Here is a 24,040-nt window from a genome sequence, read left to right as displayed (position 1 = left end):
TGGGCGCGGTGACGGAGGCCGCGGTGGCCTGCGCCGGGCGCGCCGACCTCGCCAAGGCGGGTGCGGAATATGCCCGGGCGTCGCTGATCGAGGCGCTGCGTCCGCGGCAACGAGTATGCTATGGACCTTCGATCCGAAACGCAGACAACAACAATAAGAATTCGAAAAAGCATGACCGCCCAGCAGCAATCCGCCCATTCAAACGATCCCGAATTCGACTACGTCATCGTCGGCGCCGGCTCGGCCGGCTGCGTGCTCGCCAACCGATTGTCGGCGAACGGCAAGCATTCGGTGCTGCTGCTCGAAGCCGGCCCGAAGGATTCCAACATCTGGATCCACGTGCCGCTCGGCTACGGCCGGCTGTTCAAGGAGAAGAGCGTCAACTGGATGTACCAGACCGAGCCGGAGCCCGAGCTCAATGGCCGTCAGGTGTTCCAGCCGCGCGGCAAGACGCTGGGCGGCTCGAGCTCGATCAACGGGTTGTTGTACGTCCGCGGTCAGCACGAGGATTACGACCGCTGGCGTCAACTCGGCAATGCCGGCTGGGGCTATGACGACGTGCTGCCCTATTTCAAGAAGGCCGAGAACCAGGTGCGTGGCGCCGATCGGTTTCACAGCACCGGAGGTCCGTTGCCGGTCTCCGATCTGATCCTCTCAGATCCCCTGTCGAAAGCTTTCATCAAGGCAGGGGTCGAGACGGGCCTGCCCTACAATCCAGATTTCAACGGCGCCTCGCAGGAAGGTGTCGGCCTGTTCCAGACCACCACGCGAAAAGGCCGCCGCGCGTCCACGGCTGTCGCCTATCTCGGTCCCGCGAAGAAACGTGGCAACCTCAAGATCGAAACCTCGGCACTGGGCCAGCGCATCCTGTTCGAGGGTCTGCGCGCCGTCGGAGTCGAATATCGCCAAGCTTCAGTCTTGCACCGCGCGCGGGCGCGCAAGGAAGTGCTGGTCTCGAGCGGCGCCTACAACTCGCCGCAACTGTTGCAGCTCTCCGGCGTCGGCCCGGCCGACCTGCTGCGCAAGCATGGCATCGACGTCGTGCTCGACGCGCCGGGCGTCGGCCACGATCTCCAGGATCACATGCAGGTCCGCATCGTGATGCGCTGCTCGCAGCCGATCACGCTCAACGATGCGATCAACCATCCGATCCGGCGTACGCTGACGGGCGTTCGCTACGCACTGTTCCGCCAGGGCTGGCTGACGATCGCGGCGGGCACGGCGGCCGCCTTCTTCAAGACCAGTCCACGGCTCGCGACGCCCGACATCCAGGTGCACTTCCTGCCGTTCTCGACCGACAAGATGGGCGAGAAGCTGCACGATTTTTCCGGCTTCACTGCCTCGGTGTGCCAGCTCCGCCCGGAAAGCCGCGGCAGCTTGCGGATCAAGAGTGCTGATCCGACCGTGCCGCCGGAAATCCGCATCAATTACATGTCGACCGAGACCGACCGCACCACGAATGTCGAGGGCCTGAAGATCCTGCGCAAGATATTGCACGCGCCGGCGCTAAAGCCCTTTGTGGTGGAGGAGGTCGATCCCGGGCCCAAGGTCGCGACCGATGCGGAGCTGCTGGAGTTCTGCCGCCAGCGCGGCAGCACCATCTATCATCCGACCTCGACCTGCCGTATGGGCAATGATGCGCTCGCCGTGGTCGATCAGCGGCTCAAGGTGAGGGGCATCGAGGGCTTGCGCGTGGTCGACGGATCGATCATGCCTGATCTCGTGTCGGGCAACACCAACGCGCCGATCATCATGATCGCCGAAAAGGCCTCCGACATGATATTGGAGGATGCGCGGTAATTCGCGCTTCTAGAGGGAGCACTGGGCTTGGCTATTCGATTGCGGATCGGCACGCGCAAGAGCGCGATGGCGCTGGCACAGACGGAAGAGATCGCGCGCCGCCTGACCGCCGCCGTGCCCGAGATCGACGTCGAGATCGTCAAGTTCGACACCACGGGCGATCTCGACCAGACCAGCAAGCTGTTGCCCCATGGCGGCAAGGGCGGCGCCTTCGTCGCACAGATCCGCGCGGCGGTGCTGTCAGGCGAGTTGCAGGCGGCGATGCATTCGCTCAAGGACATGCCGGGCAACGAGGACACCCCTGGCCTCGTGATCGGCGCCACGCTGTCGCGCGATCCGTCCAGCGATGCGCTGGTGCTGCGCGACGGTGTTTCGCTCGATGCGTTCAGGCAGTCGCGCGGCAAGGGTTTCAAGATCGGCACCAATGCGGTGCGGCGCGCGGCCTATGCGCGGCGGCTGTTCCCGCAGGCCGAGGTGATCCACTTCCGCGGCGCCGCCGACACCCGCGTGCGCAAGCTCGATAACCGTGAGTTGCAGCGGCTGCCCGATGGCGGCGCAGTCGGTCCTGCCGATGCGCTGATCATGGCGCGCTCGGGGCTTGACCGCGTCGGCCTTGCGAGCCGGATTGCCTACGAATTCTCGGCAACGGAGATGTTGCCTGCGGCGGGGCAGGGCATCGTCGCCGTGGAATGTGCCGCGCAGGACTGGCAGACGCGCCGTATCCTCGCGTCGATCGACGATCCCGCCGCGCATGCCTGCGCTGATGCCGAACGCGAGGTGCTGTGGGTGCTTAACGGCCACTGCAATTCGCCGGTGGCGGGGTTCTCGACGATCGATGGCGACCAGATGTCGCTGACCGCATCGGTGCTCGATCTCTCCGGCAACACCATCATCGAAGCTTCGCGCGCAGGCCCCGCGAACCGCCCGCGCGAGCTTGGCCGCGCGGTCGGGCTCGATCTCTTGGCCAAGGGCGCGGCTGAGATCATCGAGCGCAGCAGGCCGCGGTAAGCCTCCGCGCTCCTGATTTGCCCGACGCGTCAAATGCCTTGGGCGCAGCCGGGGACGCCCGGCGGGGTGCCGTTCTACTTTGCATGGGGTTGTTTTCGAGTTTTTTGTGACGCGTCAGCCGCGCACGCGCTTCAGCATCTGCTCGACATGGGCGATCGGCGTCTCCGGCTGGATGCCGTGGCCGAGATTGAAGATCAGCCGCCCCTTGGCGAAATTCGCCAGCACCTCGTCGATGGCGCGGTTCAGGGCATCGCCGCCGGTGATCAGCACCAGCGGATCGAGATTGCCCTGGACGGCGACACGTGACTGCACGCGCTCGCGGATGAAGGTCGGCTCCGCCGTCCAGTCGATGCTGACCGCATTGACGCCGGTCGCCTCCACATAACCGGGCAGCAGCGCACCGGCGCCGCGGGGAAAGCCGATGATCTTCGCATCCGGCACCTTGGCCCGAACGCCATCGACGATGCGCCGCGTCGGCTCGACCGACCAGCGCGCGAACTCTGCCGGCGGCAAGACGCCCGCCCAGGTGTCGAAAATCTGGAGCACATCTGCGCCGGCGGCGAGCTGCCCAAGCAGATAGTCGACGGAGTTGTCGACCAGCCTGTCGATGATTTTTCCGAACGCCTCCGGATGCCGGTAAGCCATCATCCGCGCCGGCGCCTGGTCCGGCGTGCCCTGGCCCGCAACCATGTAGGTCGCGACCGTCCAGGGCGCGCCGCAGAAGCCGATCAGCGCGGTCTTCGGATCGAGGGCGCGCCGCACGATCCGCAGCGCCTCGAACACCGGCTCGAGCTTGCCGAAATCGGCGCGCGGCGACAGCGTGCGGACCTTGTCGGGATCATCCAGCGGTTCCAGCCGCGGCCCCTCGCCGACCTCGAAGCGCACGGAACGGCCGAGCGCATAGGGGATCACCAGAATGTCGGAGAAGATGATCGCCGCATCGAAGCCGAAGCGGCGGATCGGCTGCATCGTCACCTCGGCGGCGAGTTCCGGCGTAAAGCAGAGATCGAGGAAGCCACCAGCCTTGGCGCGTACTTCGCGATATTCGGGCAGATAGCGACCGGCCTGCCGCATCATCCAGGCCGGCGGAATGGTCTGCCGCTGGCCTGAGAGCACGTCGATAAAAGGCTTTGCGGAGGAGCGTGGCACGAATGATCCCCGGGACATGTTGCGGTTCCTGATACACCGCCGCTCCCGCCGGGCCAAGCGGAACAGCGGAACTACGCGGCAGGCGGCGACGTTGACCGGCCAATGGAGGAGATCATGGCTGAGAAATTCAACCCTGCGCCCCACGACAAGCACGCCGACGATCTGCGCGAGGCGCTCGCCGCCGATCGCGAGACCCATGCCAGGCTCGATGCCGGCTTGGTCGACACCTTCCCGGCCTCTGATCCCGTGAGCGCCGCCCAGCCGACGCCATCGAAGGCCGATGCGGAGGCGGACAGTCCCTCGCTATGGGACAAGGTTAAGGCGATCTTCAGCTGAGGCCCCGCGAGGGCAGATTCCCCTTCGACGCGCTAACCTGCCGTTAGCGATCAGACGATCGCGAGCACCGTAGGACTACGTAAATCGGCGCAGTTTGAGGCGAATTGCGCCGTGCTTTTCAGGTTTCGATAACAGAAGCAGCGGATTTTCCGGGCATCGGAGAATCCTGTTCGCATGAACGTCATGAGCTATAGAGCCGGCTTGAGCCGCCTGCCGTTGCGGGCGGCGGCATTCGTCGTGCTCACCTGCACGGCCATCCTCGGCATCAGCGGCTGGCGTGAATGGAGCTCGCGCGAGGCCTTGCTGCGCGGCACCGAGACGGAAATGGCGAACCTCGCGCGATCGCTGACCCAGCACGCCGAGGACAGCCTCGACCTGCTCGATTCCGGCGTCGTTGGCGTCGTCAGCCGATTGGAGATGGACGGGACCGATGCAGCCACGATCGCGAAACTGCGCAACCTCCTCGAAATCCGCAAGAAGGCGATCGAGCGCATTCACAGCCTCGCTATCATCGACGACAAGGGCAATTGGCTGACGTCCGCCGGCGCCGTCACTTCCACGCTCAGCGACGACGAGTTCTTCAGGCATCACCAGTTCTCGCCGAAGCGGGAGCCCTATGTCGGCCGGCCGATCAAGAGCCTGGTCGACGGTGAGTGGGTGATCACCCTGTCGCGCCGCTTCAACAAGCTCGACGGCAGCTTTGGCGGCGTCGTGCTCGCGACCATCAGTGCGAACTATCTGTCGCATTTCTACCAGCAGTTCCTGATCGGTCGAAACAGCTCCATCACGCTGGTGCATGGCGATGGTATCATCATCGCGCGCGATCCCAGCAATGACAAGTTCGTCGGACGCAGCGTGGCCGATGGGGTGCTGTTTCGCGAATCGAAGCTGCAGCCGAGCGGAGCCTATCAGTTCAAGTCGATGCTGGACGGCGTGGATCGCGTCAGCTTCTATAAGCGCAGCGGGCGCTTTCCGCTTCTCCTGATCGCGACCGTCGATCGCCAGGAATTGCTGGCGCCCTGGCGGGCGGCGGCCATCTCGCGGATGCTGTACGTGCTCGCGCTGGTGATGCTGATTGCGATCATCGGTGCGGTGCTTGTCCGGCAGTTGCAGCGCGGCCAGCGCATGGCGGCGGCGCTTGCGGCCAGTGAATCCAACTTCCGCCTGATCGCAGAGGGATCGAGCGATATGGTGACGCGGATCGGCATCGACGATCGCATCCGATACGCCTCGCCGTCATCCCGGCGCGTGGTCGGCTGGCGACCGAACCAGCTGGTTGGGCATTCGGCACTTGCCGGAATCAACCCGGCCGATCTGCCGGCCGCTCAGGCGATCATTGATCGGCTCAAGCAGGGCGAGATCGACGAGGCTCGCACAGTTTATCGCACCCGTCACAGCGAGAAGGGCGATATCTGGATCGAATCGACCCTGCGCGCCACGCGCAGAGCCGACGGCAGCATTGACGGTGCGGTAGCTATCTCCCGCGACGTCACGGAGCAGAAGGAGTTGGAAGAGCGCTTGGAGGCACTCGCGATCGAGGACAGCCTCACCGGGCTCGCCAACCGCCGCTGCTTCGACGAGCGGCTGAAGGAAGAATGGGCGAGGGCCTATCGCGATCGCTCGAGCCTTGGCCTGTTGATGATCGATGTCGATCACTTCAAGGCCTACAACGATCAGTACGGCCATCCCGCGGGCGATGCGTGCCTGCGCACCGTCGCGAAAATCATCGCAGCGGAGACCCAGCGCGTCAGCGACCTCGCTGCGCGCTACGGCGGCGAAGAATTTGCCGTGCTGCTGCCGAACATCGATGCGGCCGGCTGCGCCAGGCTCGGCGAGCGGATCCGCCAGGCGATCCGTGCCGCGGGGCTCGTACATGGCTCCAATGAATCCGCTGGCTGCGTCACTGCCTCGATCGGCGGCGCCGCCTGCCGCCCGTGGCTGGAGCGAACCGGTGGGCCGGGAACGCTCGTCGAGGCCGCCGATCGCGCGCTCTATGGCGCCAAGCAGGACGGGCGCGACCGGCTGGTGATGTCGGTCGAGGTCTTCAACCTGCTGCCGATGGCTTCAGGGCAGTAGAGCATGATCCGGAAAAGTGTGAAGCGGTTTTCCGAACAGATCATGCTCAAACAAAAGACCTAAAGCAGGCGCGTCAGTAGTGCGGCGGGCGTTCGTTGGCGGGGCCGGGCGCGTTGGCTTCGGCCTCCAGGAGACGCTCGTTCAGCGCTGCCATCTGCCGTGTCAGCGCATCGATCTGTTTCCACTGCGCCGTGATGGTCTGGTTGAGCTGCTCGATAGTGTCGTCCTGATAGGCGAGCCGTGCTTCGAGCGTGTCGATGCGGTCGCTGAGCGTCTTGATTTCATTCATCGGCGGAGGCGTCCTTCTGCCGCTCGCGCAAGCCATGGCCGAGCGCGACGCGCTCGTCGAATACGAAGCATTCGCCGCGCCAGCGGCTTTGCTGCTCCGGCACATTCTCGAGATATCGGAGAATACCGCCCTTGAGGTGATAGACCTCGGCGAAGCCGCGCGCGAGCAGATGCGCGCTCGCCTTCTCGCAGCGGATGCCACCGGTGCAGAACATCGCGATCCTGCGATGCTTTGCCGGATCGAGCTGCTGCGCGGCAAAGTCCTTGAACTCGCCAAAACTCCTGATGCCGGGATCGACGGCGCCTTCGAACGTACCCATCGCCACCTCGAAGGCGTTGCGGGTGTCGAGCACCAGCGTATCCGGCTCGGCGATCAGCGCATTCCATTCTGCGGCATCGACGTAGGTGCCGACCTGCCGCGTCGGGTCGGCGGCGGCGTCGCCGAGCGTGACGATCTCCTTCTTCAGCCGCACCTTGAGCCGGCCGAACGGCATCGCCTCGCTGGTCGAGAATTTCAGTTCAAGATTGTCGAGCCGTCCGCCGAACATGTCGCCGTGGGCGAGTTCATGCGCGAAGGCATCGATCGCCTCCGCGGAGCCGGCGACCGTGCCGTTGATGCCTTCCCGCGCCAGCAGCACGCTGCCCTTGATGCCGAGGCCGGCGCAGAACGCGCCCAGCGGCTCACGCAGCTCGCGGTAATCTGCGAGCCGCGCGAACTGGTAGAAGGCGGCGACCTTGTACGCGGTGTTCTCAGAAGTCATGGCGGTTCGTTTAGCAGGCGGCAGCCGCCCGGAAAACCCGCAGAAATGCGCCCCATTCGCGCAGCGGATGGCAGCCATTTCCGTGGTATGCCAGCATTGCCCCGCAGGGTCCGGATGTGCCATGTAAACCCGGATTTTCGAGAGGGCGCGACCTACGCGTGCCCGCGGCAAGAGAGCAGAACAGCCAATGAGAAGCTTCCATTTCCCCGGCAGGTCCACGGTCCACGCCCAGAACGCGATGGTGGCGACCTCGCACCCGCTGGCCGCGCTCGCGGTCGTCGAGGTGCTGCGCGAGGGTGGCACTGCCTCGGACGCGGCGGTCGCGGGCAGCCTGCTGCTCGGGGTGATCGAGCCGCAATCGACCGGCATCGGCGGCGACTGCTTCGCGCTGATCCAGCCACGCGGCGAGGGCAAGATTACGGCCTATAACGGCTCGGGCCGGGCGCCGAAGGCCGCCAATGTCGAGTGGTATCTGGAGCGCAAGATCAACTCCGTGCCGTTGACCTCGGCGCACGCGGTCTCGATCCCCGGCGCGGTCGATGCCTTTGCGACCGTGCTGCGCGACCACGGCAAGTTCGGTTTCGACCGTCTGGCGGAGCCGGCGATCATGGCGGCGGAGGAGGGCTACGTCGTCGCCCCCCGTATCGCCTTCGACTGGAAGAACCAGCTCGAGAAGCTGAAGAACGGCACCAACACCGAGCGTTATCTGCTGCCGCACGGCAAGCCGGCGGTTGCCGGCGACGTCATCCGCCAGCCCGAGCTCGGCAAGACGCTGCGCGCGATCGCCAAGGATGGCCGCGACGCCTTCTACAAGGGCGGAATCGCCGAGGATATGGTCGAGACGCTGCGCGGAATTGGCGGCCTGCACACGCTCGACGATTTCGCAGATCATACGACCGAGGTGACGACACCGATCGGCACGACGTACAAGGACTACGACGTCTGGCAGTGCCCGCCCAACGGGCCCGGCATCACCATGCTGGTCATGCTGAACATCCTCTCCCGGTTCGACCTCAAGAAGTTCGCGCCGCTCAGCGTCGAGCGCTTCCATCTCGAGGCGGAAGCCGCGCGCATCGCCTACATGATCCGCGAGATGCATGTCGCCGATCCCGCCCACATGAAGATCGATGTCGCAAAAATCCTCGCCAAGGAATTCGCCGACGAGTACATCGCAAAAATCCGCATGGACGGGTTGCTCGACCTGCCCAATGTCGCGCCGCCGATGAATCCTTCGACCATCTACATCACGGTGGTCGACAAGGATCGCAACGTCTGTTCCTTCATCAACTCGATCGCGCATTCCTTCGGTTCGGCGATCGTGTCGAACAAGACCGGCGTGTTGCTGCAAAATCGCGCCGGCGGCTTCCGTATCCAGCCGGGTCACCCCAATTGCATCGCCGGCGGCAAGCGTCCGCTGCACACGATCATTCCGGCGCTGCTCACCAAGGCGGGCCGCGCGGTCATGCCGTTCGGTGTGATGGGCGGGCAGTATCAGCCGGTCGGCCAGACGCATGTGCTGACCAACATCCTCGATTATGGCTGCGACGTGCAGGAGGCGATCGATATGCCGCGCGGACTGCATTACGAGGGTGTCTATCAGCTGGAGGATAGCGTGCCGGCCGCGGTCGTCGACGGCCTGAAGAAGCTCGGCCACAAGACCACGAGCGTGGTCGGCCCCCTCGGCGGCGGCCAGGCGATCTGGATCGACTGGGACAAGGGCACGCTGACCGGCGGCTCCGATCCGCGCAAGGACGGCTGCGCGCTCGGCTATTGAGCTCGATGCGCGAGGCGGGGTTCCTCGCGCGATCAGGAAAAGTTGACGGAGGAACGGAGCTCATCGCCCCCGGTTAACGGGCGATGAGCGGCGCAGGCGTGCGCTGCTTTCTTTAGAAGGCGGCGGAGGCCGACATGTCCGACAATTCAGGTTCCGGTTTCGATCGTCGCGCCTTCATGGCGGGCACGGCCGCAAGCACGCTCGTTCCGCTGACCGCACGTGCAGCCACGCAAGGATCAAGCGCTGCGGCTGCGCAGGACCCGACGCTGCCGGTCGATGTGACATTGCGCGTCAATGGCGAGGACAAGCATCTTCGCATCGATGCGCGCACCACCGTGCTCGACGCGCTGCGTGAGCATCTCGGTCTCACCGGCAGCAAGAAGGGCTGCGATCACGGCCAGTGCGGCGCGTGCACAGTGCTGATCGGCGACCGGCGCGTGGTGTCATGCCTGACACTGGCGCTCGCGGCGCAAGGCCAGAACATCACCACCATCGAAGGGCTCGCAAGCGGCAACCGGCTGCATCCGATGCAGCAGGCGTTTATCGACAACGACGCCTTCCAGTGCGGCTACTGCACGCCCGGGCAGATCATGTCCGCGGTCGCCTGTGTGAAGGAAGGGCACGCCGGCAGTGACGAGGACATCCGCGAATATATGAGTGGCAACATCTGCCGCTGCGCCGCCTATCCCAACATCGTCGCGGCCGTGAAGCAGGCTGCGCCCGACATCATGAAAGGCTAGGCGCATGCGATCGTTCTCCTATCAGAGAGCCACCGATGCCGGCGCCGCCGTTTCGGCTCTCGCCTCGTCGGCGCAAGACAACAACCCGCTGCCGCAGGCGTCCGCACAGCCGCTCGCCGGCGGCACGACGCTGATTGACCTGATGAAGCTCGACGTGATGCGGCCGGCAACCATCGTCGACATCAGTCCCCTGGCGCGGAGCTGGTCGGCGGTTGATCTCGGTGGCGGCAATCTGCGGCTCGGTTCGCTCGCAAAGATGTCTGATATTGCCGCGAACCCTGAAATTCAGCGCAACTATCCCGTCATCGCCAGTTCGCTGAAGCTGGCCGCAAGCCCGCAGCTGCGCAACATGGCCACCCTCGGCGGCAATGTCATGCAGCGCACCCGCTGCAGCTATTTCCGCGACATTTCCTATGAGAATTGCAACAAGCGCAATCCGGGCTCCGGCTGTGCGGCGATGGATGGCTTCAACCGAATGCATGCCGTGCTTGGCACCTCCGATCAATGCATCGCGACCTATCCCGGTGATTTCGCACAAGCTCTGATCGCGCTCGACGCGATGGTCGAGATCACTGGAAAATCCGGGACGCGTAGCCTGCCGTTTGCGCAATTGCACAAGCCGCCCGGCAATTCGCCGGAGATCGAGACGACGTTGCAGGCGGGCGAGCTGATCTCGGCTTTCGCGATTCCCGGGCGCTGGCCGCGCTCGGTCTACTTAAAGGCGCGCGACCGGCAGTCCTACGAGTTCGCGCTGTCGTCGGCCGCGATTGCGCTCGACGTGCAGGACGGCGTGATCCGTAACGCCCGGATCGCGCTCGGCGGCGTTGCCACCGTGCCGTGGCGCGCGCGCGAGGCGGAGGCGCTGGTGAAGGGCCAGCGGTTCGACGATGGCCTCGCTCAGCGTGCCGCGGAGGCGGCCTTCGCCGACGCCAGGAGCCGGCGCTACAACACGTTCAAGATCGCGCTCGGCAGGCGCGTGGTGGCTCGCGCGCTCCAGCAGGCCGTAACGATGGAGATCTGACCATGACCACTGCTGCTCCCGAGCCGAAGGCCAATATGGGCCAGCCGGTGCCGCGTTACGATGCCGCCGCGAAAGTGACGGGGAAGGCGGCCTATGCGTCTGACATGCCGCTCGCCAATCCTGCCTATGCCTTCCTGGTGACCAGCGCGATCGCCAAGGGCCGCATCGACAGTTTTGAGCTCGATGATGCGAAGCGGGTGCGCGGAGTGATCGACATCTTCACGCACGAGAATGGGCCGAAGCTGAAGGAGTCAAAGCTGTTCTCCAACGGCGGTTATGCCGGGACCACGATCCAACCGATGAAATCGGCCGATATCGCCCATGACGGCCAAATCGTCGCGGTGGTCGTTGCCGAGAGCTACGAAGCGGCACGCGAAGCCGCCAATCGCGTCAAGGTCAACACCACCGCGCTGATGCCGGCGGCGACGTTCGATTCGCAGGGCACGACGTCGGCCGCCGCGAAGGGCCAGAACGCGATGTTCAAGGAGGACCCGAAGGTCGGCGACTTCGCGAAGGCGTTCGACGAGGCCGAGGTCAAGCTCACCGCGTCCTATGAGACGCCGACACAGCACCACAATCCGATGGAGCTGTTCACGACGAGCTGCGTCTGGATGGGCGACAATCTGCTCGTCTATGAACCGAGCCAATATGTCTATGGCCTGAAGAACGGCGTCGCCGAACAGCTCGGCATCGACGCCGACAACGTCCGGGTGGTCAATCCTTACGTCGGCGGCGGCTTCGGCTCGCGCGGCTCGATGACGCCGCGGACCGCGATCATCGCCAGCATCGCGCGCCGTCTGAACCGTCCGGTCAAACTGGTGCCACCGCGCGACCAGGGCTTTACCATTGCGACTTACCGCGCCGAGACGCGGCATCAGATCCAGCTCGGCGCGAGCAGGGACGGCAAGCTCGTCGCGCTCCGCCATGAGGGAGCCGAGATCTCCTCGCGCCCCGATTCCTATTGCGTCGGCGGCACCAAGACCACGACGCGGCTCTACGCCTGCCCGAATGTCGACAGCCTCGTGTCCATCGTGCGCGCCGACCGCAACACGCCCGGTTTCATGCGCTCGCCGCCGGAGGTGCCTTATATGTTCGCGCTGGAGAGTGCGATGGACGAGCTCGCCGTCAAGCTCGACATGGACCCGATCGAGCTACGTCGCGTCAACGACACCGCGACCGAGCCGATCGGGGGCAAGCCCTACACGTCGCGATCGCTGATGGCCTGTTTCGACGAGGGTGCAAAGGCGTTCGGTTGGTCGCAGCGTTCAGCCCAGCCGAAATCGATGGCGGATGGCGACTGGCTGATCGGCTATGGCTGCGCGGCCACGTGCTATCCGACCCAGATGGGACCGTCGGCGGCGCGGGTGCGCCTGCAGCGTGACGGCCGCACCCGCGTCGAGCTGGCCGGCCATGAGATCGGCACCGGCGCCTACACGGTGATCGCACAGGCTGCGGCCGAACGCCTCGGTGTGCCCCTGGAGAAGGTCGCGGTCTATATTGGCGACAGCGACCTGCCGCCGGCCCCGGTTGCGGGCGGCTCGAATTCGACGGCCAGCACGTGCTCTGCCGTGATGATGGTGTGCGACAAGGTGCGCCAGCGCTTGTTCCGCGCGCTGATGCCGAACGAAGGCCTCACCGACAGGGCCAAGGAGACCGTGGGCATGGGGCAGACGCCGGCGACCCAGGCTGCGCGGAGCGACCAGCCGCTCGACCGGGAAAAGGCTTTCGATGCGCTCGGCATCAGCGTGGTCGAGGAGTATGGCGAGTGGAAGCCGGAGGGCGCGCCGCCGGATGCCTTCGAGGCCATGCACAGCGGCCACGTGCGGCTGGTCGGCGGACCAAGCTTGAAGGACGGGATCGCCTACGCTTTCGGTGCCGAATTTGTCGAGGTCAGGATCAATCGCTTCACGCACGAGATCCGCACGCCGCGCCTGGTCGGTGCCTTTGCCGCTGGCCGCATCATGAATCCACGTACGGCGCGCAGCCAGCTGATGGGCGGGATGATCTGGGGCATGTCCTCGGCGCTGCTGGAGGCCACCGAGATCGACGAGCGCACCGCGCGCTACGTCAACGACAACTTCGCCGACTATCTCGTGCCGGTGAACGCGGATGTGCCCGATGTCGAGGTGATCATGCTCTCCGAGCAGGATGACCGCATCAATCCCGCAGGTGTGAAGGGACTTGGCGAACTCGCCAATGTCGGCACCAATGCCGCGATCTGCAATGCGGTCTATCACGCTACCGGCCAGCGCGTCCGCAAGCTGCCGGTGCGGCTGGAGAACATCGAGGCCTGATAAGGCTGGTCACGCCTGTCGCGTTGCGCTAGACACCTCCCGCTCCAAACGGAAGGTGTCTTATGCAGCGTGTCCAGCGTGCACTCCTCACCCTCATGTCGGCGCTCGCGATTACCGTAATCGGCGCAGTATCGACATTCGTTTCCACCCCGGCATCGGCCCAGACCGCAGGAAAAACCATGACCACAGCTTCAGGCCTCGAGATCATCGACAGCGTCGTCGGCACCGGCGCCTCGCCAAAGCCCGGCCAGATCTGCGTGATGCACTACACCGGCTGGCTCTATGAGAACGGCAAGAAGGGCAAGAAATTCGATAGCTCCGTCGACCGCAACGAGCCGTTCGAGTTTCCGATCGGCAAGGGCCGCGTGATCGCCGGCTGGGACGAAGGCGTCGCCACAATGAAGGTCGGCGGCAAGCGCACGCTGATCATCCCGCCGCAACTTGGCTACGGCGCACGCGGCGCCGGCGGCGTGATCCCGCCGAATGCGACCTTGACGTTCGACGTGGAATTGCTCGGGGTGAAGTGACGCCGGGTAACAAAAAGACCGGCCGCAAGACCGGTCTTTTCGTATTCAGTCGCGCGCGCTTTACTCTGCGGTGCGCTTGGCGTTCGCCGCCGCGCGATCGATCGCTTCCTTCGCGGCATCCTTGGCGTCGCCCATGGCCTGCTGGCCCTTGCCCTTGATCTCCTGCACGGTGCCTTCGCCCTTCATGCGGTCGGAACCTGTGGCCTCGCCTATGCCTTGCTTGGCTTTGCCGATCGCCTCGTTGGTGGCGCCCTTGATCTTGTCGCTCGTGCTTCCCATGAAAATCTCCTTCCGGTTTTCTTAGGAAGACAACGTTGGGCGCCTAAGAGCGTTCCGTTTTTGGTATGGCTTGATGCCGCGGCTTTGGTTAGCCTGCCGTGCACGGAACCAACGGAAAGCAGACACATGAGCGGCCATGACCACACGCACTCCCATCACGATCATGACGATCGCTGGAAACATGACGGCGTGCGGGTGATTCCCGGCAACCAGCTCGATCCCAATGTTCCCTCGACGCCCGGCATGGATCGCAAGGCCGCGATCAATTTCGCGCGCGTCGGCGCGCAGAAATTATGGGCAGGCACGGTCAGCATCAAGCCGGACGCCAAGACCGGCGCGCATCATCATGGCCATCTCGAGAGCATCATCTATGTGGTGAAAGGCAAGGCTCGCATGCGCTGGGGCGATCATCTCCAGTTCACGGCAGAGGCTGGCCCCGGCGATTTCATCTACGTGCCGCCTTACGTGCCGCACCAAGAGATCAACGCCAGCCCCGACGAGGTTCTCGAATGCGTGCTGGTGCGCAGCGACGGCGAGGCGGTCGCGATCAATCTCGACATCGAGCCGGTCGAGAAGCCCCAGACCGTGCTGTGGATCGACCCGGTGCACCGTGATCCGAACGAAGCGAAGTGAACGGTCTGAGTTAGGCGTCGCGCTCGCAATAGCGAGCTTGCGGCAGGTTCGTCCTACATTCTCGATGTCATCGCCTGCGCAGGCGGGCGATCCAGTATTCCAGAGATAGTGCGAGGATACGGAGAAGCCGCTGTGTACTGGATTCCCCGCCTTCGCGGGGAATGACGGAGGTTGTGGCTGACGCTTTCGCCCATGTCTGCTAGGCTTCGCCAGAGCCTGCATCAAGACAAGGCGAGGGAGGTCTCTATGGCGGAGTCCAATCATTTGCTGCCGCGGCGTGCTCTGATCAAGGGAGCCGGAGCGCTCGGGGCCACGCTGGCTGGCGCTCTGCCGCAGGCCCGCGCCGCCGATCAACCCGCCGACATCTGGTCCAGCGAATACTGGGCCAAGAAGGGCGACGTGCCCTTGTGGATGTTCCGCAAACGGCTCGGTGCGCCCAGAGTGGGTGAGGCGGCGCGGCCGGTCGTGGTGTTCGTGCACGGCTCCTCCGTCACCTCGCGAGTGTTCGATCTCAGCGTGCCCGGCAAGGGCGAATACTCGACCATGAACGAGTTCGCTCGCTACGGCTTCGACTGCTGGACGCTGGACCACGAGAACTACGGCAAGTCGGGGCGCACTTCCGGCAATTCCGACATCGCAAGCGGCGTTGCCGATCTGAAAGCCGCGGTCGAGGTGATCACGCGCGAAACCGGGCAGAGGAAATTCCATTTCGTCGGAGAGTCCTCAGGTGCGTTGCGGGCCGGCGCTTACGCGATGGTTGCCCCTGAAAGCATCGACCGGCTGGTGTTCGCCGCCTTCACCTACAAGGGCGAGGGCTCGCCGACGCTGACGAAGCGCGCCGAGCAGGTCGACTATTACCGCACCCACAACATGCGCAAGCGCGATCGCGAGATGATCCGCTCGATCGCGACCCGCGACAAACCCGGCACCAGCGATCCCGCCGTGATGGACGTGCTCGCCGACGTCGAGCTTCAGTTCGGCGACCAGATCCCGACCGGCACTTACCTCGACATGACGACCAACCTGCCCGTGGTGGACCCGGAGAAGGTGCTCGCGCCGGTGCTCCTGGTGCGCGGGCAGTTCGACGGCATCGCGACCGTTGCCGACCTCGAGGCGTTCTACAACAAGCTGCCGAACGGCGATCGGCAGTTCGCCATCCTGCCGGGAACCGCGCATTCGGTGGTGCTGGCGATCAATCGGGCGCTGTTCTGGCACGCCACGCGGGCATTCCTGACGATGCCGACGCCGATCGCGACCTGACCGCAAAAATTGCGCGCGGGCGACAGAACCCAGCAGTGTGACAGTCCGAAAAATATTTGGAAGCCGTGTCGGATGGCCGGCGGGCCATCCGTCCTTGGGCAGAAACCCCGCCCAAGGAGCTTCCGATGCCAAGGATGATTTTCGTCAATTTGCCGGTGACCGATCTCAAGCGCGCAACCGCCTTTTACGAGGCAATAGGCGCGACCAGGAACCCGCAATTCAGTGACGACACGGCGTCCTGCATGGTCATTTCCGAGACCATCTACGCGATGCTGACGACCCACGACAAATTCCGCCAGTTCACGCCGAAGCCGATTGCAGATGCAAAGATCTCGAACCAGGCGCTGTTCTGCTTGTCCGCCGACAGTCGGAGCGAGGTCGACGATATCGTCGGCAGGGCCGAGGCTGCGGGCGGGGTGGCCGATCCCAGCCCGAAGGACGAATACAGCTTCATGTACGGCCGCAGCTTCGAGGATCCCGATGGTCATATGTGGGGTGTGAACTGGCTGGACATGGCGGCGGCGCCGAACCGGCCCGGCATGGCGAACGCCTGATCGAAGCCCAGAGGATCGAAGAGGAGCCTTCACGATGTCCAAGCTCGTGCCCTGCATGTGGTTCAACGGCGATGCCGAGGAAGCCGCCAAGTTCTATGTCTCGCTCGTTCCGAATTCGGCGATCACGCACGCCCAGCGCAACGTTTCCGACAATCCGTCCGGCAAGGAAGGCTCCGTGCTTGTCGTCGAGTTCACGGTGGCCGGTCAGCCCCTGGTCGCGCTCAACGGCGGCATGAAGATGGAGTACACCCACGCGCTCTCGCTGATGATCCATTGCGACGACCAGGCCGAGGTCGACAGCGTCTGGAGTGCGTTCCTCGCTCATGGCGGCAGTGAAGGGCAGTGCGGCTGGCTCAGGGATCGCTACGGCGTGTCCTGGCAGGTGGTGCCGAAGGTGATGTTCGAATTTCTGTCGAGTCCGGACAAGGCCGCCGCTGCACGCGCGATGCAGGCGATGATGAAGATGGTCAAGCTGGATGTCGACATCTTGCGCCGCGCATTCGAGGGGAAGTCCGCGGCATGACGGCGCGCTCGCGCCACGACTACGGATCGTAGGGTGGGCAAAGGCGCGAAGCGCCGTGCCCACCATCTTCCCCCAATTGCGATAGAAGCGGTGGGCACGCTTCGCTTTCCCACCCTACAATACATCAATAATTGATACGCAAGCCCACGCCGCCGTGGATGGTGTTGCCGACGGGCTGCGGGCCGAGCGTGCCGTTGGCGAAGAGGTCGACGATCCACCCTTGCGCGAAGCGGAAGCCGAGTCGGCTGCCATATTCGAACCAGCCTTGATTGCCGATGGTCGGCACCACCGTGCCGTTGCCGGTGACGGTGGCGACGATGCCTGAATGCGTGCCGAACGATTGCACCCAGCCGCCGTTGACGTTGGCCTCCACCGTGCTGCCGAACAGATGCGTCCATTGCCCGCCGAGCTTGACGAGGCTGGTGCGATCGGTGCCGCCGGCGATCGTTGCATCGAACGGGTTGAACGCGACGGTCGGGTCGCTATAGCCGGACACTCGCTGCCAGAGCTGCCAGAACTCGACCGAGGCCGCGACCTCGTCGCGCGGCGACATCCGGCTGATCCAGCCGGCCCGGCCGTAGACGGCGTAATTCGAGCTGTCGGCCGAGCCAGTGACGGTGACCGCGCCAAGGCTCGTCTGATAATTGCGGGTATAGCGCACCTTCTCCCAGGGCGTGAGCACCGTTCCTATGTCGAAGAACGGGCGTGACGAGCCCCAGTCGGTGAAATCGTAGCGCAGTGCAAAGGCGCCGATCGGCGCACTGGTGACGTGATAGCCGCCCTCATTGTATTGCGTGTAGGCGAGGCCCGCGAGCAGGGACAGATTGCTGGTGAGCTCCTTGCGACCATGGACGCCGGCGGAGAACGAGCCGGCCGAGCCGAACGCGCTGATGCAGTCGCTGCAATTGACCTGCTCGTTGACGCCGAGCAGCACCGAGCCGAGCACCCGGTTCGTGATCATCTGGTTGAAGCGCTGGTTGGCGAGGTCGCCGATCGAGCCGGCGCTGGTGTCGGCTCCCGACGTGGTCGGGTTCGCCCCGGGCGTCGGTGAGGGAGCAGGCGACGGCGAAGGACTGGGTGAGGGCGTGGGCGTAGGGGTCGGCGAGGGACTGTACGTCGGAGTGGGTGTCGGCGTCGGCGAGCACTCGGTGCAGCTCTGGGCGGCAGCCGGCTGCAACTGTACCGCGAGCAGCACGAGCGTGGTCACCGCGATCAAGGCGGCCGAGAGGACGATGCTGCGAACTCCGAGCTTCGCCATGGTCACCGCCCGCACAGCATGCCGTCGTCATGGACGGCGGGCGTGATGGTCGGCGCGGCGTCGGCATGTTGGTTGACCGAGCACAACCCGGCCGCAGCCGTGCAGGTCGCGGCAAAGGTCCAGGGTGGCGAGTTGGTTTTGGTGATCGTGGTCCGACCGCCCGTCGAGGTGATGATCGCGGTGTCGCCGGGCTGGGTGAGCTGCACGCACTGGAAGCCCAGCGTGCAGACGCTGGCCGCACCCTCCTGCAAGACGACCACGGAGCGGCCGCGTTGCGAGAGGATGTCCAGCGTGGTGCCGCGCACGCCGATGGTCGCGAGCGGCGTCGTGATCTTGTAGGCGGCCTTCTCCGAATGTCCGGTCACGAAGCGGAACGCGCCCGTGGTCATGCGGATCGCAACGTCGCGATAGCTGTGCTCGTCGTTGAAGACGGTGCGGTCGAGCTTGAGCGTGGCGCCCGGCCCGAGCGATAGATTGGTGCTGTCGGCCATCACGAAGCGTGCCGCGGCGTCGGCGCCGGTGCGCACGGTCTCGTCGCGCAGCATGCCGTCGCCGACGTTGATCTGCGTCGCCGTCGCCGCGACGCGAACCACTTCGTTCTGGATTACCACGGCTTCGCCGACGCGCGTCTGTGCTTGTGCGGCGGATGCCGCGCAAGAGAGAGCCCCGAGCAAGAAGGAAAGAAGAACGCGAAGTCGCAAATTCATTTCGTCGCCGATCGATGTGTCCCGTATCGTACCGGATCGCGCTCGCTTGCGATGTGGTATAATTATCACTAGTAGCGCAGCACGAGCGTCATGGTTAGTGACAGTAGCGGCAGAATGCGTTCAATGCGTCGACCAAAGATATTTTTCTTCGCGGTGAAGCAGATTTGCCACGCAAAGCATCCCCACAACGACAGCACGAAGTGAATCCTGCGTCGCCTATGTCGCGGAGAGCAGTGATCGCTGTCGTGATTTTCCTGATCACACATCTCGTGCTTCTGATCGGTGTCTCCACGCCGGATAAGTTCGTGTTCGACGAGGTGCACTACGTGCCGGCGGCGCGGCAGATGCTCGAGCCGGTGATGCCCAAGCCCGTGCTCAATCCGATGCATCCGCCGCTCGCAAAGGAGCTGATCTCGCTGTCGATAGCGATCTTCGGCGACAATTCGCTGGGCTGGCGCTATCCGGCGACGCTGTTCGGCGCGCTCGCGGTCGTCGCGGTCTATCTTTGCGGCGTTGCGCTGTTTTCGGCGGAAGGGCCCGCGATCGCGGCGGCGCTGATCGCCTTCTTCAACCAGATGCTGTTCGTGCAGTCGCGCATCGCCATGCTCGACGTCTTTTCGCTTGCCTTCGGCCTGCTGGCGTCAGCGGCCTTCATGCATGGCTTTCGGAGAGAGCGGCCGCACCGGTTGTTTGCGCTGGCCGGCGGATTGTTCGGTCTTGCCGCCGCCTGCAAATGGAGCGGGCTGTTTCCGCTCGCGGTCTGCATCGTCATCGTCGCGGCGATCCGTCTGATGCAGAGCTGGCGCACGCTGTTTGCCGACGCGAAGCCGACCGACTGGTATCGCCCCGACCTCTGGCCCGATTTCAGGGCGCAGCATTTTGCACTTTGCTTCGTCGCCTTGCCGGCGGTGTTCTATCTTGCGACCTTCGTGCCGCAGTATGGGCTGTCGCCATCCGATCTGATCGAGGCGCAGCGGCGCATCTTTGCCGACAACACCACGACTGCGATCGCCGGGCATACCTACATGAGCTCATGGCCGTCCTGGCCGTTTCTCGTGCGCCCGGTATGGTTCCTGTTCGACAAGGTCGGCGACGACAGCATCTCCGCGGTCGTCTTCCTCGGCAATCCCCTCGTGTTGTGGCCGGCGCTGCTCGCGCTGGCCGTCGTGTTGCGCGACTTCATCGTCACGCGGCGCTGGGATGTGTTCCTGATCTCGGCATTTTATTTCGGCCCATATCTCGCATGGGCACTGCTGCCGCGCACGCTCGGCTTTATTTACTATTATCTGCCGGCTGCAACCGCGTCCTCGCTGGCACTGGTCTATGTGCTGCGACGTGAGAAGCTCCCACCTTGGGTGCTGTGGACCTATGTCGCGGTCGCAGCCATCGGCTTCGCCGTCATGCTGCCGATCTCCGCGGCCTTCGTCGGCACCTCGATGCAGACCTTCAACCGGTTGATGATCTTCCAGAACTGGATATGAAACTCGCCCGCCGCGGGCGCGGCGGGCGAGTGTTCGAATTGGATGCCGCCATCACTTCGAGGCGGTCGACTTGGTTTCCATGTTCACGACCTGGACGCGACGGTTGATCGGGTCGGCACCGTTCGCGGTGTCCTTCAGCTTGGTCTTGCCATAGCCGACGGTGACGAGATCGCTGCCGTTGAGGCCATAGTTCTGCACCAGGTACTTCTTGATGGTGTCGGCGCGCCTCTCGGACAGATCCTGGTTGAACGGATCGCTGCCGATCGCGTCGGTGTGGCCGGCGACCACGAAGGTCGAGCCCTTCAGCGCCGGATCCGACAGCGCCTTGCCGAGCGCCTGCACCGAGCCCACCGAAGTCGTGGCGATGTTGGCCGAGTTGTAGTCGAACTGGATCTCCAGATCGATCTTCGGCTTGCTCGCCGCGAGGTCGGCGATCTGATCGCGCTCGCCCATCGAGAGCGAACGGGTCTGCCGGTTGCGCACGGTATTCAGGAAGCTCGCCTCCTTGGCCTGATCCGCAGTCTCAGCCTGCGGACCGACGGACAGGCCGCGGGTCAGGGGCTTTGGCTTCAGCGCATTCAGGATCTGGTTGGCGGTGATGTTGTTGTCGCCGCCGAACGCCAGGCCTGCCGTCAGCGACAGCGCGGCCGAAAGGGTAATCGCCTTCAATCCGAAAAGCTTGTTGAAATGGGGCATTGTCTCAAATCCTCGCTGTGACGCCTGATAGCGATTTGATGCTGCGAGTCTAGGTCAGGTTCAAACACCCTGATGTGATACATATCACATTCAGAAATGGATTGATCTCGATGCTTATTCTAGCGCCGGAGCCGGCCGGCATCCAATCGCCTGTTGGTTGACGCAGCACCTCACCACGACAAGACAGGGACGTTTGCGTTGGTCGGGAAGCACGCCTGTCTCTTTCGCGCTTCGAATGGGCGCGGCGTCGATCGTCGACTTTTTCAAACCGTTGGTGTCGCCAGGCATCGGGCTCGCTGGACTCCTCGCACCAACGGGTACATTCTCTTTCTTATTGCTCGTCACCCGCCGTTATTGCCGCTGTGTCAGCAGCCCGAAAAGTAGACGTCGCAGCGTCGTCCAGCTCGGTTCGAGCAGCAGAAATCCCCGAGTGATCCAGATCACATTGCTTTCTCGTGGACTGGATCAGATTGCTAACATCGGATCGGCTTTGGTCGATCCGAGGGCAGCCAGGAAGTTTGGATCAGGGGAGAATGATCATGCGCTTCTTGTTAGCAGCAATTTCAATCGCCACATTTCTCATCAGCGGCAACGCAGCCTTGGCCGACAAGCGTGTCGCCTTCGTGGTCGGCAACTCCGCCTACAAGAATGTCCCGCAGCTTCCCAACCCGGCGATCGATTCCAAGGCGATGGCCAGGGTGCTGCGCAACGTCGGCTTCGATGTCGTCGAGGGATCCAACCTCACCCGCGACGCCATGACGGCAAAGCTCCTGGAGTTCGGCAAGAAGAGTGAAGGCGCCGATGTCGCCGTGTTCTTCTATGCCGGCCACGGAATCGCCGTGAACGGCGTCAACTACCTGTTGCCGATCGATGCCGACCTGAAATCCGAGATGGACGTCAAGCTGGGCGCGGCAATCAACGTGGACCTCACGCTCGATCAGACCATGGCGGACGCCAAGGTGAAGCTCGTGTTTCTGGACGCCTGCCGCGATAATCCGTTCGCGGCAAAGATTCGTTCAGCCAAGGCCACGCGCTCGGTCAACGTGCAGACCGGCCTCGCCGAGATGAAATCGGGCGAGGGTACGCTGATCGCGTTTGCCACCGGCCCTGGCCAGACCGCTCTCGATGGCGAGGCCGGCACCAACAGCCCGTTCACCCGCGCGCTCGTGGCCAACATTGCCCAGCCCGGCCTCGAGATCCAGCAGGCGATGACCAAGGTCCGTGCCCAGGTCAACGACGAGACCAACAAGAGTCAATTGCCCTGGGGCCATACCAACCTCACTGGTAACGTCTATCTCAATCCGGTTGGGGCGCCGGATGCCGCCGCGAGCGATGCCTCGAGTGCGTCGGCATCGGCTTCGGCCAAGCCGGGCACCGACGTCGAGCTCGAGTTCTGGCGCTCGATCAAGGATTCCAACAAGGTGGAAGAGCTCAACGCCTATCTCACCAATTATCCGAACGGCACGTTCAAGGCGATTGCTCTCGCTCGCATTGCGGCATTGCAGGACGGTCCGTCGAACACCACGCGCAATCTGACCGCCGGGGTCGATCCCGCCACTTTTACCGAGGAAGCCAGCCAGGTCACTGAGGACCAGATCGGTCTCGACAAAGGTCAGCGCCGCGACGTGCAGCGCCGCCTCACCGGGCTCGGCTTTGACGTCAAGGCGACCGGCAAGTTCGACGACGAGACGCGCTCAGTGGTCAAGCGCTGGCAGGCGGCACGTGGCTATCCCGCCACCGGCTACCTCAACAAGCTTCAGCACAAGGCTCTGCAGTCGGAGATTATCTCGACGCGCTCTGCCTCCTCAGAATCTGCTGACGACGAGCCAACGCGCCGGCGCTCCTCCGGTGGTGGCGGCCGACGCTATTATAATAGTGGTGGTGGCGGCGGTGGCGGCCCGATGGGCGGCCCCGGCGGCCTCTTCGGCGGCATGATGGGCGGATTGTTCGGCCGCCGCTGATAAGCAAACAGGCGAAGCAACGGCGGCCCGATCCGGGCCGCCTCTTCGTTTTGGCAACCTTGCTCGACGATGGCCGCAAAGCGGTCGTCGCGCGGCCCGGCTGCGAACAAGAAATCGGCCAGATGGGCGCCTAGCAAAACCCTTCACCCCAGAAGAAGCGCTAGCCACGCGAAGAGAGCCGGTTCCGAACAGTGCCAAGGCCGAGTGAGTATCAGTCCTATCGTGGGGGCCCGCCGGATCGGACGACTTCGCAAAGTTCAATGCCCGTCTATATCGGCGCGGCGATGATCGCGGTCGCGATCCTGCTATCGACATTGGTCACGGGTCTCACCAATCGCTATGTCGGCCTGGAAGGCGCGACCGAGGACAATATGTGGCTGGTCGACCGCCTGACCGGCAGCGTCTATCGCTGCCAGGCGACCGACCGCGGCAAGGCCGCCTGCGAGCCTGATATCGCGACTGGCAGTGTTGGCGACCGCGCCAAGGGATCGAAGCGCAGCCCTTGAGCCGGCCGGCCCTTTGCATTGCAGCAATGAAATTGTCTTCTCCGCGAAACGCTCCTCGCAGACAATACGTAATTGCGAAGGCCGGCATGACGCCGGTTTCGTTTTATGGAGGAGGCTTTTCGATGAAAACTTTGCTGACGGCCACCGCCTTTGTCGCACTCACGCTTTCGCCCGCTTCGGCGAAGATGATGGCTTGCACGGGCGCCAATATGGGCGCCACGCTCACGACGGTGGCTGCCATGCCCGACAGCACGACCAAGATGGGCATGAGCAAGGAAATGGCGATGGCCAACACTGACATGAGCAACGGCAAGATGCCCAGCGCCTGCAAACACTACATGAAGGCGCAGATGATAAAGTAGCACAGACGTTCGTGCCTGTTACGGCCGCGCTGTCAGCAGGTGGCAG

The 24,040-nt window shown here is 64.0% G+C and carries 24 protein-coding genes; 17 read left to right on the top strand and 7 right to left on the bottom strand.

Annotated elements, in window-relative coordinates:
- Positions 1 to 171 precede the first annotated feature (171 nt).
- Both SO140_RS35170 and hemC read left to right on the top strand, forming a co-directional pair.
- Entirely contained in the window at positions 172 to 1,800 is a 1,629-nt protein-coding gene (locus SO140_RS35170; RefSeq protein ID WP_498543765.1) for a GMC family oxidoreductase, read from the top strand.
- A gap of 27 nt (positions 1,801 to 1,827) precedes the next feature.
- Positions 1,828 to 2,808, top strand: a complete 981-nt coding sequence (gene hemC / locus SO140_RS35165; protein WP_498543764.1) for a hydroxymethylbilane synthase — start codon at positions 1,828 to 1,830, stop codon at positions 2,806 to 2,808.
- 114 nt (positions 2,809 to 2,922) lie between these two features.
- Here hemC and hemE read toward each other — a convergent pair whose 3' ends face one another.
- A complete protein-coding gene (hemE, locus tag SO140_RS35160; RefSeq protein WP_449380566.1) occupies positions 2,923 to 3,957 on the bottom strand; it encodes a uroporphyrinogen decarboxylase in 1,035 nt (344 codons plus the stop codon).
- Positions 3,958 to 4,071: 114 nt separating this feature from the next.
- On the opposite strand from hemE, the gene SO140_RS35155 reads away from it, so the two are divergent.
- Positions 4,072 to 4,293, top strand: coding sequence for a hypothetical protein (locus SO140_RS35155; RefSeq protein WP_498540974.1), 222 nt, complete (start codon positions 4,072 to 4,074; stop codon positions 4,291 to 4,293).
- 174 nt (positions 4,294 to 4,467) lie between these two features.
- Complete coding sequence (locus SO140_RS35150; protein ID WP_449380534.1) at positions 4,468 to 6,369, top strand: diguanylate cyclase; 1,902 nt, start codon at positions 4,468 to 4,470, stop codon at positions 6,367 to 6,369.
- A 73-nt stretch (positions 6,370 to 6,442) separates the two neighbouring features.
- Here the strand turns inward: SO140_RS35150 and SO140_RS35145 are convergent, their stop codons facing one another.
- Positions 6,443 to 6,658 (bottom strand): SlyX family protein, encoded by a 216-nt coding sequence (locus tag SO140_RS35145; RefSeq protein WP_449380533.1) that lies wholly within the window; start codon positions 6,656 to 6,658, stop codon positions 6,443 to 6,445.
- Complete coding sequence (gene trhO, locus SO140_RS35140) at positions 6,651 to 7,418, bottom strand: oxygen-dependent tRNA uridine(34) hydroxylase TrhO (protein ID WP_498543763.1); 768 nt, start codon at positions 7,416 to 7,418, stop codon at positions 6,651 to 6,653. Before trhO ends, SO140_RS35145 begins: the two co-directional genes overlap by 8 nt.
- A 187-nt stretch (positions 7,419 to 7,605) precedes the next feature.
- Here trhO and ggt point away from each other — a divergent pair, with 187 nt between their 5' ends.
- The 5 genes from ggt (at position 7,606) to SO140_RS35115 (ending at position 13,774) form a co-directional block, all read left to right on the top strand.
- On the top strand, positions 7,606 to 9,192 hold the full coding sequence (gene ggt, locus SO140_RS35135; protein ID WP_498543762.1) for a gamma-glutamyltransferase: 1,587 nt from the start codon (positions 7,606 to 7,608) through the stop codon (positions 9,190 to 9,192).
- Between the two features lie 134 nt (positions 9,193 to 9,326).
- Positions 9,327 to 9,932: a (2Fe-2S)-binding protein gene (locus SO140_RS35130; protein ID WP_498543761.1), complete on the top strand. Its 606-nt coding sequence runs from the start codon at positions 9,327 to 9,329 to the stop codon at positions 9,930 to 9,932.
- A 4-nt stretch (positions 9,933 to 9,936) separates the two neighbouring features.
- Complete coding sequence (locus SO140_RS35125) at positions 9,937 to 10,953, top strand: FAD binding domain-containing protein (protein WP_498543760.1); 1,017 nt, start codon at positions 9,937 to 9,939, stop codon at positions 10,951 to 10,953.
- 2 nt (positions 10,954 to 10,955) lie between these two features.
- Positions 10,956 to 13,247, top strand: a complete 2,292-nt coding sequence (locus tag SO140_RS35120) for a xanthine dehydrogenase family protein molybdopterin-binding subunit (protein WP_498543759.1) — start codon at positions 10,956 to 10,958, stop codon at positions 13,245 to 13,247.
- Positions 13,248 to 13,309: 62 nt separating this feature from the next.
- The gene (locus tag SO140_RS35115; protein ID WP_498543758.1) at positions 13,310 to 13,774 is read left to right on the top strand and encodes an FKBP-type peptidyl-prolyl cis-trans isomerase; all 465 of its coding nucleotides are present in this window, start codon (positions 13,310 to 13,312) and stop codon (positions 13,772 to 13,774) included.
- A gap of 60 nt (positions 13,775 to 13,834) precedes the next feature.
- Here SO140_RS35115 and SO140_RS35110 read toward each other — a convergent pair whose 3' ends face one another.
- Positions 13,835 to 14,053, bottom strand: a complete 219-nt coding sequence (locus SO140_RS35110) for a CsbD family protein (RefSeq protein ID WP_449380526.1) — start codon at positions 14,051 to 14,053, stop codon at positions 13,835 to 13,837.
- Positions 14,054 to 14,179: 126 nt separating this feature from the next.
- Between SO140_RS35110 and SO140_RS35105 the strand changes: the two genes are divergently transcribed.
- From SO140_RS35105 to SO140_RS35090, 4 genes are all read left to right on the top strand, one after another.
- Positions 14,180 to 14,686, top strand: a complete 507-nt coding sequence (locus SO140_RS35105; RefSeq protein ID WP_449380525.1) for a cupin domain-containing protein — start codon at positions 14,180 to 14,182, stop codon at positions 14,684 to 14,686.
- Between the two features lie 246 nt (positions 14,687 to 14,932).
- Positions 14,933 to 15,946, top strand: a complete 1,014-nt coding sequence (locus tag SO140_RS35100; RefSeq protein ID WP_498543757.1) for an alpha/beta hydrolase — start codon at positions 14,933 to 14,935, stop codon at positions 15,944 to 15,946.
- Between the two features lie 125 nt (positions 15,947 to 16,071).
- Positions 16,072 to 16,500, top strand: coding sequence for a VOC family protein (locus tag SO140_RS35095; protein WP_449380523.1), 429 nt, complete (start codon positions 16,072 to 16,074; stop codon positions 16,498 to 16,500).
- Between the two features lie 34 nt (positions 16,501 to 16,534).
- On the top strand, positions 16,535 to 17,023 hold the full coding sequence (locus tag SO140_RS35090; protein WP_498543756.1) for a VOC family protein: 489 nt from the start codon (positions 16,535 to 16,537) through the stop codon (positions 17,021 to 17,023).
- 124 nt (positions 17,024 to 17,147) lie between these two features.
- On the opposite strand, the gene SO140_RS35085 is transcribed toward SO140_RS35090, so the two are convergent.
- Complete coding sequence (locus SO140_RS35085; RefSeq protein ID WP_449380521.1) at positions 17,148 to 18,281, bottom strand: hypothetical protein; 1,134 nt, start codon at positions 18,279 to 18,281, stop codon at positions 17,148 to 17,150.
- 2 nt (positions 18,282 to 18,283) lie between these two features.
- Positions 18,284 to 18,988: a FecR family protein gene (locus SO140_RS35080; RefSeq protein WP_498543755.1), complete on the bottom strand. Its 705-nt coding sequence runs from the start codon at positions 18,986 to 18,988 to the stop codon at positions 18,284 to 18,286.
- 218 nt (positions 18,989 to 19,206) lie between these two features.
- Here SO140_RS35080 and SO140_RS35075 point away from each other — a divergent pair, with 218 nt between their 5' ends.
- The gene (locus SO140_RS35075) at positions 19,207 to 20,469 is read left to right on the top strand and encodes a phospholipid carrier-dependent glycosyltransferase (RefSeq protein WP_498543754.1); all 1,263 of its coding nucleotides are present in this window, start codon (positions 19,207 to 19,209) and stop codon (positions 20,467 to 20,469) included.
- A gap of 51 nt (positions 20,470 to 20,520) precedes the next feature.
- Here the strand turns inward: SO140_RS35075 and SO140_RS35070 are convergent, their stop codons facing one another.
- Positions 20,521 to 21,165: an OmpA family protein gene (locus SO140_RS35070; RefSeq protein WP_449380518.1), complete on the bottom strand. Its 645-nt coding sequence runs from the start codon at positions 21,163 to 21,165 to the stop codon at positions 20,521 to 20,523.
- Between the two features lie 539 nt (positions 21,166 to 21,704).
- On the opposite strand from SO140_RS35070, the gene SO140_RS35065 reads away from it, so the two are divergent.
- From SO140_RS35065 to SO140_RS35055, 3 genes are all read left to right on the top strand, one after another.
- Positions 21,705 to 23,126, top strand: coding sequence for a caspase family protein (locus SO140_RS35065; protein WP_498540975.1), 1,422 nt, complete (start codon positions 21,705 to 21,707; stop codon positions 23,124 to 23,126).
- A gap of 260 nt (positions 23,127 to 23,386) precedes the next feature.
- Positions 23,387 to 23,632: a hypothetical protein gene (locus SO140_RS35060; protein ID WP_449380516.1), complete on the top strand. Its 246-nt coding sequence runs from the start codon at positions 23,387 to 23,389 to the stop codon at positions 23,630 to 23,632.
- 122 nt (positions 23,633 to 23,754) lie between these two features.
- The gene (locus tag SO140_RS35055; RefSeq protein ID WP_498543753.1) at positions 23,755 to 23,994 is read left to right on the top strand and encodes a hypothetical protein; all 240 of its coding nucleotides are present in this window, start codon (positions 23,755 to 23,757) and stop codon (positions 23,992 to 23,994) included.
- Positions 23,995 to 24,040: the final 46 nt, after the last annotated feature.

The sequence above is a fragment of the Bradyrhizobium sp. UFLA05-108 genome, assembly GCF_059803455.1.
This window is presented reverse-complemented; position numbering and strand designations above follow the sequence as displayed.

What these genes read in the sequence shown, in the direction of transcription:
- SO140_RS35170 (WP_498543765.1), top strand. Translation starts at nt 172, where the DNA reads ATGACCGCCCAGCAGCAATCCGCCCATTCAAACGATCCCGAATTCGAC.
- SO140_RS35155 (WP_498540974.1), top strand. Translation starts at nt 4,072, where the DNA reads ATGGCTGAGAAATTCAACCCTGCGCCCCACGACAAGCACGCCGACGAT.
- SO140_RS35150 (WP_449380534.1), top strand. Translation starts at nt 4,468, where the DNA reads ATGAACGTCATGAGCTATAGAGCCGGCTTGAGCCGCCTGCCGTTGCGG.
- SO140_RS35145 (WP_449380533.1), bottom strand. Translation starts at nt 6,658, where the DNA reads ATGAATGAAATCAAGACGCTCAGCGACCGCATCGACACGCTCGAAGCA.
- trhO (WP_498543763.1), bottom strand. Translation starts at nt 7,418, where the DNA reads ATGACTTCTGAGAACACCGCGTACAAGGTCGCCGCCTTCTACCAGTTC.
- ggt (WP_498543762.1), top strand. Translation starts at nt 7,606, where the DNA reads ATGAGAAGCTTCCATTTCCCCGGCAGGTCCACGGTCCACGCCCAGAAC.
- SO140_RS35130 (WP_498543761.1), top strand. Translation starts at nt 9,327, where the DNA reads ATGTCCGACAATTCAGGTTCCGGTTTCGATCGTCGCGCCTTCATGGCG.
- SO140_RS35125 (WP_498543760.1), top strand. Translation starts at nt 9,937, where the DNA reads ATGCGATCGTTCTCCTATCAGAGAGCCACCGATGCCGGCGCCGCCGTT.
- SO140_RS35120 (WP_498543759.1), top strand. Translation starts at nt 10,956, where the DNA reads ATGACCACTGCTGCTCCCGAGCCGAAGGCCAATATGGGCCAGCCGGTG.
- SO140_RS35115 (WP_498543758.1), top strand. Translation starts at nt 13,310, where the DNA reads ATGCAGCGTGTCCAGCGTGCACTCCTCACCCTCATGTCGGCGCTCGCG.
- SO140_RS35110 (WP_449380526.1), bottom strand. Translation starts at nt 14,053, where the DNA reads ATGGGAAGCACGAGCGACAAGATCAAGGGCGCCACCAACGAGGCGATC.
- SO140_RS35105 (WP_449380525.1), top strand. Translation starts at nt 14,180, where the DNA reads ATGAGCGGCCATGACCACACGCACTCCCATCACGATCATGACGATCGC.
- SO140_RS35100 (WP_498543757.1), top strand. Translation starts at nt 14,933, where the DNA reads ATGGCGGAGTCCAATCATTTGCTGCCGCGGCGTGCTCTGATCAAGGGA.
- SO140_RS35095 (WP_449380523.1), top strand. Translation starts at nt 16,072, where the DNA reads ATGCCAAGGATGATTTTCGTCAATTTGCCGGTGACCGATCTCAAGCGC.
- SO140_RS35090 (WP_498543756.1), top strand. Translation starts at nt 16,535, where the DNA reads ATGTCCAAGCTCGTGCCCTGCATGTGGTTCAACGGCGATGCCGAGGAA.
- SO140_RS35085 (WP_449380521.1), bottom strand. Translation starts at nt 18,281, where the DNA reads ATGGCGAAGCTCGGAGTTCGCAGCATCGTCCTCTCGGCCGCCTTGATC.
- SO140_RS35080 (WP_498543755.1), bottom strand. Translation starts at nt 18,988, where the DNA reads ATGAATTTGCGACTTCGCGTTCTTCTTTCCTTCTTGCTCGGGGCTCTC.
- SO140_RS35075 (WP_498543754.1), top strand. Translation starts at nt 19,207, where the DNA reads ATGTCGCGGAGAGCAGTGATCGCTGTCGTGATTTTCCTGATCACACAT.
- SO140_RS35070 (WP_449380518.1), bottom strand. Translation starts at nt 21,165, where the DNA reads ATGCCCCATTTCAACAAGCTTTTCGGATTGAAGGCGATTACCCTTTCG.
- SO140_RS35065 (WP_498540975.1), top strand. Translation starts at nt 21,705, where the DNA reads ATGCGCTTCTTGTTAGCAGCAATTTCAATCGCCACATTTCTCATCAGC.
- SO140_RS35060 (WP_449380516.1), top strand. Translation starts at nt 23,387, where the DNA reads ATGCCCGTCTATATCGGCGCGGCGATGATCGCGGTCGCGATCCTGCTA.
- SO140_RS35055 (WP_498543753.1), top strand. Translation starts at nt 23,755, where the DNA reads ATGAAAACTTTGCTGACGGCCACCGCCTTTGTCGCACTCACGCTTTCG.